Genomic DNA, 15465 nt, shown 5'->3' on the forward strand with positions numbered 1-15465 from the left:
AGGAACGACAGCCGGTCGCAACGCCTGCCCCTGGAGCTGCGATGGCGATTCTAGCCAACCGCGAGGCACGGCGCGACGGATTTCGGCGCACCGCCCACTCGCGAGGGCAACGATGGGTTACTCGAACGCGGTGTATCGCATCCGGCCGCGCAACGCGGCCGCCACCGATCGTGGCCGCGGTCACGCTGCCGCGGCCGCGGATTACAGGCGGATGTGGTCGCAGCGCATCAGCGCCTGGAACGCCGCGAACCGCTCCTCGATCATTTCGGCGGTGAGGTTGCGCAGCCCGTCGAGCGAAAACTGCTCGACGCAGTACGACGCCATCACGCTGCCGGCGATCATCGCACCCCGCACGGCGTCGTCGTCGGTCGCGCCGGCGTAGGCCAGATAGCCCATGAACCCGCCCGCGAACGAATCCCCCGCGCCGGTCGGATCGCGGACCTCTTCGATCGGCAGCGCCGGAACCGCGAACGTACCGTCTTCGTGAAACAGGTAGGCCCCTGCGTCGCCCCGCTTGATCACGACGGCGCGCGGCCCCATCGCGCGGATCGCGTTGGCCGCGAGTGCGAGGTTGTGCGCCCCGGACAGCTGTCGCGCCTCCTCGTCGTTGATGAGCAGGACGTCGACCTTGCCGAGCGTGCGGCGCAGCGCGTCGGCGTGGTGCTCGATCCACAAGTTCATCGTGTCAGCGGCGATCAGGCGCGGCGCAGCCACCTGCTCGGCGACGCTCGCCTGCAGCGACGGCTCGATGTTGCCGAGAAACAAAAACTCGGCATCCCGGTGCACGTCGGCGAGTCGCGGCCGGAAGTCGGCGAACACGCCCAACTTGGTGTCGAGCGTGGTGCGCGATGTGAGATCGTCCGAGTACTTGCCGTACCAGTGAAAGCTGTCGCCGCCCTCGCGCTGCAAGCCTGTCAAGTCGATGCCGCGCGACGCCAGGAACTCGACGTGCTCTTCGGGGAAATCGTCGCCGATGACCGCGACGAGCGCCACGCGATCGGTAAAGTACGATGCCGCCGTGGCGAAGAACGACGCCGACCCCCCCAGGATGTCGCGCTGCAAGCCGAACGGCCCGTCGATGTCGTCGAGCGCGACCGAGCCGACGGCGAGCACCGACCGGTTTTGGCTGCGGCCGTTCATCGCACGTACTTGGCGATCAGCAGGCCGAGTCGCTCGCGCACCTCGGCCGAGATCGCGTCCGGGCTGGTCATGATCGCGTTTTGCAGCGCGGTTGCGGCCGGGCAGTCGCGCTCGGCCGGTATGCGCGCCGCCGCCCGCGCGACGATGCGCCGCGCCAGCTCGGCGTTCTTGCGGACGATCGCGACGACCGCGTCGACGGTCACCGCTTCCTCCTCCTCGCGCCAGCAGTCGTAGTCGGTCGCCAGGGCGACCGTCGCATAGCTGATCTCCGCCTCGCGCGCGAGCTTGGCCTCCGGCATGTTCGTCATGCCGATCACGTCCACGCCCCACGTCCGGTACAGCAGCGATTCGCCGCGCGTCGAAAACTGGGGCCCCTCCATCACCAGGTAGGTTCCGCCGTCGTGCACCCGCTCGCCGCCGCCGCCCGCCGCCACCTCTTCGCGCGCCGCGTCGAGGAGAATGCGGCGCAGCGGCGCACTCACCGGATCGCCGAACGCGACGTGCGCGGCGATCCCGTCGCCGAAGAACGTGCTGGGCCGCCGGCGCGTCCAGTCGATGAATTGATCGACGAGGACGATGTCGCCCGGGCGGATGTCCTCGCGCATCGACCCGACCGCCGACAGCGAGATCAACCACTCGACGCCGAGCGCCTTCATCCCGTAGATGTTCGCCCGGTAGTTGATCTCGTGCGGCAGAATGCGGTGACCGCGCCCGTGGCGCGGCAAGAACACCATCTTGACGCCGCCGAGGCGGCCGGTGATGTATCGATCCGACGGCGCACCGAACGGCGTGTCGACGGACACCTCCTCGACATCCTGGAGCTGGTCGAGATCGTAGATCCCGCTGCCCCCGATCACTCCTACGGTCGTCACGGCCCGCGCGGTGTACCATGAGGGGCCGGTACGCCGCAATGAGCGCCCAAAGCGTCGAGGATCTGCTGGCCGCCGGCGACTACGCCGCGGCGGCACGCGCAGCCCGCGATGGCGGCGACTTCGGCCGGGCCGCCGAACTCTACGAGCGGATCTGGGAGTTTCGCGCCGCAGCGGACTGTGCGCGCGCCGCCGGCGACATGCCGCGGGCCCTGCGCAACGCCATCGACGCCCGCGACGAAACGCTCGTTCGCGAACTGATCGACGCGCTGGTGTCGGCGGACGAGGCCGGCGCCCGCGCTGCGATCGACGCGCTCGCAGCGCGCCGGCGCTGGGCGGCGGCCGCGGAGATCGCCGAGCGAATCGGCGACATCGACCGCGCGATCGAGCTGTTCCGCCACGCCCACCGCGATGTGGACGCGGCCCGGCTGCTCGAACAGATCGGCCGCGACCGCGATGCCGGACAGTTGCTCGAACGGCTCGTCGCACACGGCGGCGACGAGGCCGAGCTGGCGCCGGCCCATCTGGCGCTCGGCCGGTTGCTGGCCCGGCGGCTCCAACACGACGACGCGATCGCCCACCTTCAGCGCGCCGCGCGCCACCCGACCACCCGCGCGGCAGCGCGGCGCCAGCTGATCGTCGAACTCGCGGCGCTCGGCTTGCGCGACGCCGCGCGCGACGTGCTCGTCGCGACGCGCGCCGAGGACGGCGCGAATCTGCCGGCGACGCTCGACGCCGCGCTCGATGCGCTGCGCGACGCCGCTGCCGCGCCGGCCTCCGCGGCGCGCGCCGGCGATCCGTCCCAACTCATCGGCGGACGCTACCGCACGGTGAGCCTGCTGGGCGCCGGCGGTTCCGGCCGTGTATTTCTCGCCACCGACGAGGTGACCGGCCGCCGCGTCGCGGTGAAGCTGCTCAATGCCGCCCCGGCGCGCGGCCGGGACGCCTACGCGCGGTTCGCGCGCGAGGCGCAGATCGCCCGCGCGCTGCACCACCCCAATCTCGTGGAGATCCTCGACTTTTCCGTCGACCAGGGCTACCTGGTCATGGAGTACCTCTCCGGCGGCTCGCTCGCGCAGCACCTCGCCCCCAAGCTCGCCGAGCCGCGCGTCCGCCGCATGGCGCTCGACATCCTGGCCGGCCTCGAGCTGGCGCACCGGCGCAACATCGTCCACCGCGACATCAAGCCGCCGAACATCTTCTTCGACGCGCGCGGCACCGCGAAGCTAGGCGACTTCGGCGTCGCGCACCTGCTGGACCTCGGCGCGACGCAGACCGGTGGACTGATCGGCACGCTCGCGTACATGTCGCCCGAGCAGATCACCGGCGCGCCGCTGACGTTCGCCGCCGACCTGTACGCACTCGGCGTCACGCTGTATCAGGCGCTCACCGGCCGGCTGCCATTCGTCGGTCCAGACTTCGTGGCGCAGCACCTGGGAGAGCCGCCGCCGCGCGCGTCCGAGATCGCTCCCGATCTCGGGTCGCGGTGGGATGCCATCCTGGCCCGGCTGCTCGAAAAGAACCCGGCCGATCGCTTCGACAGCGTGGACGCGCTGCGGCGAGCGATCGCCGCGCTGCCGCCGGCGAGTGCCGCGCCGCTGGTATTGCCGCGCGCGCCGCGCCGGGAGGCCGACGACGCGCCACGCGAGGCGCCGCCGGCGACCACGCGCGTCGCGCAACCAGGCGACGACGCCCCGCGATACGCGTTCGACACCCTCCTCGACCGAACCGCCACGTCGACCCTCCGGCGGGCCGTCGACCGCGCGCTCGACCGCTCGGTCATCCTCGAACAGTTCGATGCGCCGCTGTCGCCGGCCGCGGAGGCGCGGCTGTTCGCCCTCGCGCGCGGCGGCGGGCCGTACCTGCAGCGGGCGCTCGCATACGATCGCGCGAAGGCGCTCGCCGTGTTCGAGGCTCCGGCCGGCGCGCCGCTGGCCAGCGCGCTCGCCGGCGGACCGCTGTCGCCGCGCGCCGTGGCGCGCCTCGTCAAACGGCTCGCGCGCGCCGTCGTGCCGCTGCACCGCGCGGCCACCGCACACGGCGCCGTGTCGCCGGCGTCCATCGTGATCGACGACCACGGCTACCCGACGCTGTTGGTCGCGGGCCACGTCACCCCGCCGCCCGATGCCGTGCCCGCCGACGACGTCGCGGCAATCATCGCCCTCGCGTGCGAGGCAGCCGGCGCCGTCGCGACCGACGGCGACGCGCTGGTCGACGCGCTCGCCGGTCACTTGAGCCCACCGGAGCAGAGCGCCCTGCGCCTGCTCGCGACGCCGCGCGCGGGCGACGACCTGTACGCGTTGGCCGACGCGCTAGAGATCGCTGTCCTTGAGCGCGAGATGCGGCGTTAGGGGCTCCGCTTCCTGCGCGCGCTTGACCGTGTATGCGGTGGCGTTGACGATCGCCTCGACCGACATCTCGCGCGCGAGTACGGTCACCGGCTTGGCCATGCCGAGCAGCACCGGGCCGACCGCGGTCGCCCCGCCGAGCTTCGCCAGCAGCTTGTACGACGCGTTCGCCGCCTCGAGCGACGGAAAGATCAATACGTTGGCGTCGCCCGACAGCTCGTGGAACGGATACAACTCGTCGAGCATCGCCTTGTCGACCGCGAAGTCCGCCTGCATCTCGCCCTCGACCTCGAGTTCCGGCCGCCGCTCGCGGATGGCGGCGAGCGCATCCCGCACTTTCTGCGCGCGCGGATGTGGGTGAGAGCCAAAGTTGGAAAACGACACGAGCGCGACCCGCGGAGTGATCCCGAACGAACGGACCGCATCCGCGACCAACAATGCGCTCTCGACGAGCGTATCGACATCCGGATCGATATTGATGGTTGCGTCAGCAATGAACTTGACGCGATCCTTCATCACCATCATGTACATGCCGGTGATGCGGCGAACGCCAGGCTGCGGACCGATGATCTGCAGCGCTGGCCGGATCGTGTCGCGATAGCTCAGCTTCAGGCCCGACACGATTCCGTCGGCGTCGCCCTCGGCCACCATCATGCAGCCGAACGCATTCGAACGGCGCAGCATCGCCTGCGCCGCGGGCAGCGTCATGCCCTTGCGCTGGCGGCGCTGGTACAACCGCTCGCAGTAGTCGTCGTAGCGCGGCGACCGCACCGGGTCGATCACCTCGACGCGGCCGAGCAACTCCGTCAAGCCGACATCCGACGCGGTCCGGTCGATGTCCTCCGCGCGACCGAGCAGGATCGGTACGGCGATCCCCTCCTCGAGCACGCGCTCGCACGCCCGCAGCACCTTCGGGTTGCTCGCCTCGGGGAACGCGATCCGTTTGGGCTGCTCGCGCGCAGACTCGACCACGTTGCGCATGACCGCGTAGCCGACCCCGCCGTGCTTGCGCCGCAGGCGCTCGGCGTACTCGTCCGGGTCGATCGTCAGCCGGGCTACGCCGGACTCCACGGCCGCCCGAGCGACGGCGGGCGCCACCCACCACAGCACCCTCGGATCGAACGGCTTGGGAATGAGGTACAGCGGCCCGTATTGCAGCGGCTGACCACCGTAGGCGTCGATCACGGTGTCCTCGACGTTTTCGCGCGCCAGCGCGGCGAGCGCCTTCGCGCACGCGATCTTCATCGCCTCGTTGATCTGCGTCGCGCGGACGTCGAGGGCGCCGCGAAAGATGTAGGGGAACCCGAGCACGTTGTTGACCTGGTTCGGGTGGTCCGACCGTCCCGTAGCAACGATGACGTCGTCGCGCGCAGCCATCGCGTCAGCGTAGGGAATCTCTGGGTCGGGGTTGGCCAGGGCGAACACGATCGGCCGGTCGGCCATCGACCGCACCATGTCCTGCGTCACCAGGCCGCCGCGCGACAAGCCCAAGAACACGTCGGCGCCGGCCATGGCGTCCGCCAAACTGCGCGCCCCGGTGTCCGGCCCGGCGAACGCAGCCTTGTACTCGTTGACGCCCTCTCGCCCCTCATAGATGACGCCTTTCGAGTCGACGAGCACGATGTTGCGACGGTCGACGCCCAGCTCCACCATGAAGTGGGCGCACGCGATCGCGGAGGCGCCCGCGCCGGATACGACGACGCGGCAATCGGCGAGCGCGCGACCGGTGAGATCGCAGGCGTTGATGAGCGCTGCCCCGGTGATGATCGCGGTCCCGTGCTGATCGTCGTGGAACACGGGGATGGTCATGCGCTCGCGCAGCTTGCGCTCGATCTCGAACGACGCGGGCGCGGCGATGTCCTCGAGGTTGATGCCGCCGAACGTCGGCTCGAGCGCCGCGACGATGTCCACGAACTTATCCGGATCCGTCTCGGCGATCTCGATGTCGAACACGTCGATGTCGGCGAACTTCTTGAACAGGCATCCTTTGCCCTCCATCACCGGCTTGCTCGCCAGCGCGCCGATGTCGCCGAGACCGAGTACCGCGGTGCCGTTCGTGATGACCGCGACGAGATTGCCGCGCGCGGTATAGTCGTAGCTCTTTTCGGGATCGGCAGCGATCGCGAGGCACGGCTCGGCCACGCCGGGCGAGTACGCCAGCGACAGGTCGCGCTGGGTCACGAGCGGCTTGGTCGGGACGACCTCGATCTTGCCGGGGCGGCCGCCGCGCGTGTGGTACCGAAGGGCTTCGTCGGAGCGAACCATGGCGCGACGGTACCACCGGGGCCGGGAGGCGGAGGCCGCGCGCGGTGCGCGAATCCGGTTCGGTGGGCCGGCGCTCGCCGCGCAACGCCACGTGACGACAGGATTTCCCGCGGCATGTGGCGCGCGCCACACGCTAGGCGGTTGACACGCGACGGCGCGGCGACCACGATGCGCGCGGTTTTCGTCGTTCGATGTCGTCCACCCCGCCCACATCGCGCCGCGCTGCCGCGGCGGCGCTGGCCGTGGCCGCCGCGCTCGCCGCGGCGCCATCGGATGCCCGCGCGCAGTCGGCCGCCGACCGCGTGCGCGCCGCGGACGGCTGGTTCGCCCGCGTCGCCGCGGTCGTGGCCGCCGTCCGCGACGGGCTCTACCGCGCCGACGAGTTGGTGATGGCTCCGGTCGATGCGCCGGTCGCGAGCGAGTTCGGCTTCCGCCGCGACCCGATCACGCGGCGGCGCCGACTCCACAAGGGGCTCGACTTCGACGCCGACCGCGGCACTCCAGTGCGCGCCGCGGCGCCGGGGCGGGTCGTCCGCGCTCGCCGCAAGGGCGCCTACGGGCGGGTGGTGGTGATCGACCACGGAGGTGGCCTCACGACCGTGTACGCCCACCTGCAGCGCATTCGCGTGCGCCGCGGCGACCTCGTGCCCGCCGGTCACATCGTCGGTACCGTCGGGTCGAGCGGGCGGACGACCGGCCCGCACCTGCACTTCGAGGTGCACCGCGACGGCAAGGCGATCGACCCGCGCCGTGAGCTGCCGGACTCGACGGGCCTGCGGCGCCAGCGCGGCGCCGGCTCGTAGTCGCGCGGCCGGCGGCCCGCGACGCGCCGCGCTACACCTTCTTGCCGTCGACCCAGCGGTAGAAGCCTTCGCCCGACTTCTTGCCGAGCTTGCCGGCCGCGACCATGTCGCGCAGCAGCGCCGGCGCCTCGAAGCGCTCGCCGAGAGTGTCGCGCAGGTAGTCGGCGATGTGCAGGCGGATGTCGAGGCCGACGAGATCCGACAATTCCAGCGGACCCATCGGGTAGCCGTAGCCGAGCCGCATCGCCGTGTCGATGTCCGCGGCCGACGCGACCCCCTCCTCCACCATGCGAATCGCCTCGAGGCCCACGGCCACGCCGAGCCGGCTCGTCGCGAACCCAGGCACGTCCTTGACGACCACCGGCGTCTTGCCGATCCGCTCTGCGAATCGGCGGCAGGTTTCGATCGTCGCGTCGTCGTTGTGCTCGTGCCGCACGATCTCGAGCAGCTTCATGATGTGAACCGGATTGAAGAAGTGCAGTCCGACGACTCGTCCCGGATCCGCCACCGCCGACGCGATCCCGCCGATGGACAGCGAGCTGGTGTTGGTGCCGAACAGCGCGCCGGCCGGCGCGGTCTCCTCTGCCTCGCGGAACAGCGCCTGCTTGATGTCCATCTTCTCGGGCGCCGCCTCGATCACGAGCTGCGACTCGGCCGCCGCCGCGCCGATCGAATCGGCCACCGCCAGCCGCGCGAGAGCCGCGTCCCGGTCGGCCTCGGTCACCTTGCCGCGGGCGATGCCCTTGTCGAGGTTGGCGCGGACGCGCGCCACGGCGCGTTCGGCGACGGCGCGATCCACGTCGCACAGCCACGTGCGATAGCCAGCCATCGCGCAGACTTGCGCAATCCCGTGGCCCATCGTGCCCGCTCCGATCACGGTGACCGTGGCGATGTCTTCGAATGCGACGCGCTTCGGCATGGCGCGGTGTGTACCACAGGTCCCCCGAAACTTTCGCTTGACGTACGCGCCGGGAAATTTCTAGCCTCTCGGTGGGGTGCTGTTGGCAATGAAACGAAGCGTTGCGTGCGCCGCGACCGCGGCGCTGTTGTGGGCTTGTGCGCCGGGCGCAGCCGATCGCGACGGCGGCTCCGGCGGGCGCGGCGACGGTGGCGGCGCGGCGATCGACGCGGCGCCCGGCGACTGCCGTCCGGGCGAGACGTCGTGCGGTGGCGCATGCGTGGTGATTGCCACCGACCGCAACCACTGCGGCCGGTGCGACCATCCGTGCGCGGATACGGAAGTGTGCGAAAACGGCACCTGCACCGAGGACACCTGCGCCGAGACATCGTCGACCGCCGAATCGGTCACGCTGCCCGCGGACATCCTGGTGGTCGTCGACAATTCCGGCAGCATGACCGACGAGGCAGGGTTCGTGCAGGACGCGATGAACAGTTTCGTGAACGTGCTCACCGCCAGCGGCATCGACGCGCACGTCATCCTGATCTCGGCCGACTCGACCGACGAGCAGGGTATCTGCGTGCCGGCCCCGCTCGGCAGCGGGTCGTGCCCGAACGACGAGAAACTGCCGACCTACCGCCATGTGGTCACCGAGGTTGGCAGCAGGAACTCGCTACAGCTCATTCTCAGCACCTACGATCAGTGGAAGGACTCGCTGCGACCGGACGCAACCCGCACGATCGCGGTCATCTCCGACGACAATTCCGCGCTCGCGGCGAGCGACTTTGCCACAATGCTCGTGGCACTCGATCCGAGCTTCGAGGGGTTCAAGTTTGACGCGATCGTCGCCCCGTACGATCTGAGCGGCGTGGCGTGTTTTCCCTGCCAGATCAACATGACCGCGTGCAATACGTGCGACCCGTGCTGTGGCACGGACTCCACCCTCGGGATCGCGTGCGTGCCGCTGCCGGCCTCGGAGGGCACCGTGTACAAACAACTCGTGTCGTCCACGGGTGGCGTGCTCGGCAACCTGTGCACTCAGGACTTCCTGCCGGCGTTCATGGACATGGCGACCGCCGTCGTCGACGCGTCACAAGTTGCCTGCGTGTACAACATCCCCGATCCGCCGGGCGGCGAGATGATCGACTACACGCGGGTCAACGTCGGCTTCGCGCCGAACCCGGGCGGTCCGGAGGAGGTCATTCCCAACGTCCCCGGCGGGCTGGCCGACTGTGGTCCGTCCGGCGGCTGGTACTACGACGACCCGACCGCACCGACGCAGATCCTGCTGTGCCCGGCGACCTGCGACCGCGTCCAGATGAGCGCCGACGGGTCGATCACCGTCAAGTTCGGCTGCTCGACGATCGTCAACTGACCGCGCGCAGCCGCGCCATCGCCCATAGCCCGACCGCAGGGCCGGCAGCCAGCGGCGCGAACGCCCACCGCCAACCGACCGCGCCGGCGAGCACCGGGACGAGTTGGATCGTGACCAGCGTGACCGCGAAGCCGACGCCATTTTGTACGGTGAGCGCAGTGCCGGTATAGCGAGGCGGGCAGTAGCGCGCCGCCAGCGCCGAAAACTGCGGCGAGTCGGCGACGACCACGACGCCCCACACCAGCACGAACGCCACCAGCACCGGTGCCGGCAGCCAATGCGCGACGCCCGACAGCGCGCATGCGATGCCGCTCGTTGCGAGCGCCCAGGTCGCGACCGCGCGCTCGCCCACTCGTCGCGACAGCCAGCCGCCGGCCGCACAGCCCAACGCTCCGACGCCTACGGTTGCAAACGCAACCAGCGGCACCGCCTGCACGCCGGCATCCGCCACGTACGCGCCCACCAGCGACCAAAACGCATACAACTCCCACATGTGGCCGAAATACCCGATCGCCGTATAGCGAAACGCATCGTCGCGGAACACGTCGATCATCGCGCGCGGGTCGAACGGAGCGCGGTCCCGCAGGTGGGGACCGTCGCGTACCGCGACGACCATCAATGCGCCGCCCGCGACCGCGAGCACCGACGACGACGCCACCGGTGCGCGCCAGCCCAGGTCGGCGCCGACCGCGCGCAGGAGGTACGGGGTCGCGGTACCGAGCGTGAGCGCACCGACCATCACGCCGAGTCGCCAGCCCAGCCCGGTGCGAAACCACGACGCGACGATCTTCATGCCGACCGGGTACACGCCGGCGAGCGCGACACCGGTCGCCGCGCGCAACGCCACCGCCGAACCCAGTCCGTCGGCGACCAGAGCGAACGCGGCGTTGCACGCGGCGGTCGCCACAGCCGAACCGAAAAACACCCACCGCGGGTTGTACACGTCGGCGAGGTTCGTCGCGGCATACAGAAACGTGCCCCCGATGAACCCCACCTGCGTCGACAGCGTGAGCCACGCTGACGCCGCCGGCGACAGGTGCCAGGCGCGCGCGAGCGCTGGCGCCGCCGCGGTACCGCTGAACCAGGTGGACGACGCGAGCAACACGGCCACGGAGACGACGGCGAGCGCGCGGTTTGCTGCGCGAATGTCGTTCGCAGCCACGCTTGAGTTTCGTAACACGATTGACCGCCGCCGGCGACCGGCATACCGTCGCGGAAATGTTGACGACCGCTGCGGAGCTCGATGCGCTCGGGCGCGACCTCGTCCGGATGTTCGGCGACGACCGCGTATCGCGCAGCGAACCGGATCTTGCGGCCTATTCGCGCGACATGTGGCCACGCTTGCTCCTGTCGGTGCGCGACGGCCGCCCGCTGCCGCACGCTCCGCATTTCGTCGTGTGGCCCGAAACCGAACGCGAGGTGGTCGCGGTGGTGCGACTGGCGCGGGAGCGCGGCGTCCCGATCGTGCCGTACGGCGGCGGCTCCGGCGTGTGCGGCGGCGCCGTGCCCGTGCGCGGCGGCATCACGGTCGACCTCAAACGGATGACCGCGATGTCGGCCATCGACCGGGACGAGATGCTGTGCGACGTCGAGGCCGGCATCAACGGCGAACGATTCGAGCGCGCGCTGGCCGCCCGCGGCTACACATTCGGTCACTTCCCGTCCTCGATCTACTGCTCGACCGTCGGCGGGTGGCTGGCCACGCGCGCGGCCGGCCAGATGTCGACCAAATACGGCAAGGTCGAAGACCGCGTCGCAGGCGTGACGCTGGTGACGGGTCGCGGCGAGCTGGTGCGCACCGACGAGCTGCAGCGCGCAATCACCGGCCCCAACTGGACGCAGCTCGTGCTCGGCAGTGAAGGAACCCTCGGCATCATCACGTCCGCGCGGCTGCGCGTGAGCCTCGCCCCGGAGCTGCGCCTGTTGCGCGGGTTCGAGTTCGACGATGTCGCGGCCGGCGTCGAAGCGATCCGCCGCGTCATGCAGCGCGGACTGCGGCCCGCTGTCGTCCGTCTGTACGACGAGGCGGACACGTTCTTTCACTCGCTGTCGACGCGCTCCGACCACTCGGGCGACACCGACCCGCGACGATTCGCCCCCGCGCCGCCGCCGGGCGCCGGCGCGCTGCCGGACGTCGGAGTTCGACCTCCCGAGACCGACCGCGGCCGGCGCCGCGGCCTCGGCCGAGCGCTCAGCGCGCTGCTCGCCGGCAATGCGGACGGCGCCCGCAAGGCAGTTCGCCGCGAATTGGTCGCGACGGCGCTCGCTCGCCCTCGCCTGCTCAACCGGCTCGCCACGGCGATCGTCGACCGGGTGTCGCGCAAGGGCTGCCTGTTGATCATCGGCCTCGAGGGTTCGCGCATCCGCACCGAGATCGAAGCCGGCCTCACGTTTGCCGAGCTGGCACGCGCAGGCGGCAGGGACCTCGGCGAGGAACCGGGCCGGCACTGGTACGAGCACCGATACTCGATCTCGTACAACATGTCGAAGGCGTTCGCACACGGTGTGTTCGTCGACACGATGGAGGTCGCCGCAACCTGGGAGCGCCTGATGGACCTGTACGCGGCCGTGCGCGCCGCCATCGCCAACCACGCCGCGGTGATGGCGCACTTTTCGCATGCGTACCCGGAAGGGTGTTCGATCTATTTTTCGTTCGCCGGCTACGGCGACACTCGCGAGGAGGCCGAGCGCGTGTACGACGCGGTATGGCGCGACGGACTCGCGGCGGCCAGCCGCGCCGGCGGCACGATCAGCCATCACCACGGCGTCGGCCTGCTCAAAGCCGATGCGATGGCTGCCGAACACCGCGACGCGATGACCGTCCTGCGCGCGATCAAGCGCACGTTCGATCCCGACAACATCATGAACCCCGGCAAGCTCGGCCTGCCATGACCGCTTCGCTCGCTCTGCCCGCCGATCTCGACGACGCTCTCTCCGGCGTCCTCGGCGCCGACCACGTGCGCAGCTCGCCGACCGCGCTGCGCGACATCGGCGTGGCGCTCGAACCCGGCGATGCCCCGGCGTGGTGGCTGCGCCCCGGATCGGCGGCGGAGATCGCGGAAATCGTCCGCATCGCCGGGCGCCACCGGATCGCGGTCGTCCCGATCGGCGAGGGCAGTCGCGCACCGCGCACCGAGCCGCTGCGGTCTCGCCCCTGCTTTTTCGTCGACAGCCGGCGGCTCGACCACGTACTGCACCTGGACGAGACCTCGCAGGTCGTCCACGCGCAGTGTGGTCTGACGGCGCACGCTCTCGAGCGGATGCTCGCCCCTCGCGGCCTCACCATCGGCGACTATCCGCCGGCCGCGCTCGCCGCGACGCTCGGCGGGTTGGTGGCGGTCCGCACGCCGGGCAAGTCGTCCGTCCGCCACGGCTTCTTCGAGGACGCCGTGCTCGGCGTGTCGGCGGTGTTGGCCGACGGGCGGATGATCCACACGCGCGTCGCGCCGCGGCGCGCCACCGGTCCCGACCTCGCGCGCGCCCTGTGTGGCAGCGAGGGCACGCTCGGCTACATCACGTCGATCGTATTGCGCGTCCACCGGCGGCCGGAGGCACGGCTGCTGGACGCGCACGTGCTGCCGTCGGTCGACGCGGCGCTGGACGCCGTCCGCCTCGCCCTGCGTGAAGACGCCGCGCCGGAGGCGGTCCGTGTCCTCGACGGCAACGAGGCGAGAGCCTACGTCGGGCCCGGCGTGTGCCGCGGCAACCAGGCGGTGCTCGTGTGCGCAACGGCCGGTCCGACCGACCTGGCGGCGTGCGACCGCGACCTGATTGCGTCGGCGGCCAATGCGATGGGCGGGCACCGGCTCGGCAGCGATGTCGCCGAGGTGTGGTGGCGACGGCGCACCGGTCGCGAGCCGCCTCCGCCCGGTCCGGCGCCGGTGTTGCAAGTCGCCGCCCGACCGCGCAGCCAGACGCCCGTGTATCGCGCCGTGCTCGCGGCGGTCGAGGCGGCCGGCGCGGCGGCGCGCGCGCACGTGTCGCGCTTCGACGCCGACGGCGCGGTGCTGTTTTTCACGTTCACCGCGCCGGACGGCGCACCGGTGGACGACGCGACGCTCGACACGCTTTGCGCGATCGCGGCGGCGGCCGCACGCGAGGCGGGCGGCCGGCTGCTCGGCGCACGCGATCGTCAGGTGGACGACTACTTCGCGGCGCTGCGGCGCGAACTCGACCCGCACGACATCATGAACCCTGGAGCCCTGGCGGGCTGACCGGCCGGGGGCCGCCGGCGGGCGCGTCGCCGGCACCGTCCCCCGATCCGCTCTCGCCGGTTCCCGGCGCATCGGGCGGGCGTCGCTCGATGATCACGAACTCGACGCGGCGGTTCTTCTGCAGCGCCTCTTCCGAGTCGCCGTGCGCGACCGGCTTCGTTTCGCCAAATCCCTGCGCCTCCAACTTGGCGGGATCGACGCCGAGTTTGACCAGTTCGCGCACGACGCGCTCCGCGCGCCGCTGGCTCAGCCACAGATTGTAATCGGCGTCTCCCCGCTCGTCGGTGTGTCCCTGGACGAGCATTCGATCCCACTCCGGGTGTTGGCGCCATAGTTCCACGATCGCGCGCAGCACCTTCTTTCCGCTGTGCTTGACCCGCGCTCGATCCGTGTCGAACAGAACGCGGTTGGGCAACACGATGCGGTCCTCGACCAACTCGATCAACCCCTCGTCGGGGCACCCGTCGGTGTCATCGACGCCGTTGACGACCTCGCGCTCGAGCGGGCAGCGGTCGTCGCGGTCGGCGATGCCGTCGCCGTCGTTGTCGTTGTCTGGACACCCATCCTCGTCCTCGAAGCCGTCGCGGTCCTCGGGGGCCAGCGGACAGCGATCGTCGGCATCGGACACTCCGTCGCCGTCACTGTCGACCGGCGGTTTCGGCGCAGGCGGCGGCGTGGGCCGGCGGACGACGCGAACGGGGGCGCGCGGACCCGCCGCCGGCCGCGGCACCGGCGCGTAGCGCAGCGCGATCACGCCACGCGCGCGGGGCGCTCCGTAGCCCTCGGTGACACCGGCGCCGACACCGGCCTGGACGAGCCACGGGCCGCGCGGCCGCCAACGGACACCTGCCAGCACCTCGACCGGCCGGAGGGTGTCGCCTCCGCCGCCGGCCGCGACCGCCGCGTTCGCCTCGGCGACGAGCCACGCGCGACCGCGCACGACTGCGACCGCCGTCGCCGCACCGCCGACGATCTCGTCGTCCACCGCGAGGTCGCCGACGACGGCGCGCTCGCGCGCGCGATAGCCGACGTCGACCCCGAACGCGAACCGGCCCACCCGGCCGCCCACGACCACCCGGGACGTCACCGCGATCGACCCGCCGGCGAATCCGTCGGCCGATCCGGTCGGCGCGGCGGCGTCGACCGCGAGCGACAACGCGAGCGCGTCCGACCCGAGCAAGCGCAGCTTGCCGCCCACCCGGAGGTCGCCGGCCGCCGTCGACGCCAGATCGCCGCGCGCGCGCACGCGCTGCACCGCGCCGTCCTGTGCGAGCACGACCGGCATCTGAGCGCCGAGTTCGACGCGTCCGAACAGGCCGACTGCGATGCCGAGGGTGCCGGTAAGCCGCGCGTCGACGAGCCGCCCGCCATCCGGCCACACCGCCCCGGTCCGCGGATCGCGGACGACGAGCAGGTCGTCGGCCGCGTCGAGCGACAGCGCGATCTCGACCGCACCGGGCGCGAGCACCGCGCCGCCGTCGCGCGCGAAGAACCCGGTGGACGACAGCGCGGGCCGGTAGCCGCTGGCATCGAGCCCGCCGGCGCGCGCAGAC

The 15465-nt window shown here is 71.3% G+C and carries 11 protein-coding genes; 5 read left to right on the plus strand and 6 right to left on the minus strand.

The features are described 5' to 3' along the window. Nucleotides 1-201 precede the first annotated feature (201 nt). Both D6689_20555 and mtnP read right to left on the minus strand, forming a co-directional pair. A complete protein-coding gene (locus D6689_20555; GenBank protein ID RMH37896.1) occupies nt 202-1140 on the minus strand; it encodes a sugar kinase in 939 nt (312 codons plus the stop codon). Continuing rightward, entirely contained in the window at nt 1137-2012 is an 876-nt protein-coding gene (gene mtnP / locus D6689_20560) for an S-methyl-5'-thioadenosine phosphorylase (GenBank protein RMH37897.1), read from the minus strand. Before mtnP ends, D6689_20555 begins: the two co-directional genes overlap by 4 nt. 17 nt (nt 2013-2029) lie before the next feature. Here mtnP and D6689_20565 point away from each other — a divergent pair, with 17 nt between their 5' ends. Continuing rightward, a complete protein-coding gene (locus D6689_20565) occupies nt 2030-4360 on the plus strand; it encodes a hypothetical protein (protein RMH37898.1) in 2331 nt (776 codons plus the stop codon). On the opposite strand, the gene D6689_20570 is transcribed toward D6689_20565, so the two are convergent. Then, the gene (locus D6689_20570; protein RMH37899.1) at nt 4322-6622 is read right to left on the minus strand and encodes an NADP-dependent malic enzyme; all 2301 of its coding nucleotides are present in this window, start codon (nt 6620-6622) and stop codon (nt 4322-4324) included. The genes D6689_20565 and D6689_20570 overlap by 39 nt on opposite strands. Before the next feature lie 191 nt (nt 6623-6813). On the opposite strand from D6689_20570, the gene D6689_20575 reads away from it, so the two are divergent. Then, nucleotides 6814-7425, plus strand: coding sequence for a M23 family metallopeptidase (locus D6689_20575; GenBank protein RMH37900.1), 612 nt, complete (start codon nt 6814-6816; stop codon nt 7423-7425). 31 nt (nt 7426-7456) lie between these two features. On the opposite strand, the gene D6689_20580 is transcribed toward D6689_20575, so the two are convergent. Continuing rightward, nucleotides 7457-8344, minus strand: coding sequence for a 3-hydroxyacyl-CoA dehydrogenase family protein (locus D6689_20580; GenBank protein ID RMH37901.1), 888 nt, complete (start codon nt 8342-8344; stop codon nt 7457-7459). Between the two features lie 88 nt (nt 8345-8432). Here D6689_20580 and D6689_20585 point away from each other — a divergent pair, with 88 nt between their 5' ends. Continuing rightward, the gene (locus D6689_20585; protein ID RMH37902.1) at nt 8433-9698 is read left to right on the plus strand and encodes a hypothetical protein; all 1266 of its coding nucleotides are present in this window, start codon (nt 8433-8435) and stop codon (nt 9696-9698) included. On the opposite strand, the gene D6689_20590 is transcribed toward D6689_20585, so the two are convergent. Then, a complete protein-coding gene (locus D6689_20590) occupies nt 9691-10845 on the minus strand; it encodes an MFS transporter (protein ID RMH37907.1) in 1155 nt (384 codons plus the stop codon). The two genes, D6689_20585 and D6689_20590, sit on opposite strands and share 8 nt — an antisense overlap. Before the next feature lie 35 nt (nt 10846-10880). Between D6689_20590 and D6689_20595 the strand changes: the two genes are divergently transcribed. Together D6689_20595 and D6689_20600 are read left to right on the plus strand one after the other, a co-directional pair. Continuing rightward, a complete protein-coding gene (locus D6689_20595) occupies nt 10881-12590 on the plus strand; it encodes an FAD-binding oxidoreductase (GenBank protein ID RMH37903.1) in 1710 nt (569 codons plus the stop codon). Further along, on the plus strand, nt 12587-13912 hold the full coding sequence (locus D6689_20600) for an FAD-binding oxidoreductase (GenBank protein RMH37904.1): 1326 nt from the start codon (nt 12587-12589) through the stop codon (nt 13910-13912). Before D6689_20595 ends, D6689_20600 begins: the two co-directional genes overlap by 4 nt. Here D6689_20600 and D6689_20605 read toward each other — a convergent pair. Beyond that, nucleotides 13884-15465, minus strand: a 1582-nt coding sequence (locus D6689_20605; GenBank protein RMH37905.1) for an OmpA family protein, incomplete at its 5' end; no start/stop codon positions are given. The two genes, D6689_20600 and D6689_20605, sit on opposite strands and share 29 nt — an antisense overlap.

This window comes from Deltaproteobacteria bacterium (assembly GCA_003696105.1).
Classification (GTDB): domain Bacteria; phylum Myxococcota_A; class Polyangia; order Haliangiales; family J016; genus J016.

Bases quoted from the DNA above. Each gene is read 5' to 3' on its own strand.
- D6689_20565 (RMH37898.1), top strand. From the start codon at position 2,030: ATGAGGGGCCGGTACGCCGCAATGAGCGCCCAAAGCGTCGAGGATCTG.
- D6689_20600 (RMH37904.1), top strand. From the start codon at position 12,587: ATGACCGCTTCGCTCGCTCTGCCCGCCGATCTCGACGACGCTCTCTCC.
- D6689_20585 (RMH37902.1), top strand. From the start codon at position 8,433: ATGAAACGAAGCGTTGCGTGCGCCGCGACCGCGGCGCTGTTGTGGGCT.
- D6689_20575 (RMH37900.1), top strand. From the start codon at position 6,814: ATGTCGTCCACCCCGCCCACATCGCGCCGCGCTGCCGCGGCGGCGCTG.
- D6689_20580 (RMH37901.1), bottom strand. From the start codon at position 8,344: ATGCCGAAGCGCGTCGCATTCGAAGACATCGCCACGGTCACCGTGATC.
- D6689_20555 (RMH37896.1), bottom strand. From the start codon at position 1,140: ATGAACGGCCGCAGCCAAAACCGGTCGGTGCTCGCCGTCGGCTCGGTC.
- D6689_20570 (RMH37899.1), bottom strand. From the start codon at position 6,622: ATGGTTCGCTCCGACGAAGCCCTTCGGTACCACACGCGCGGCGGCCGC.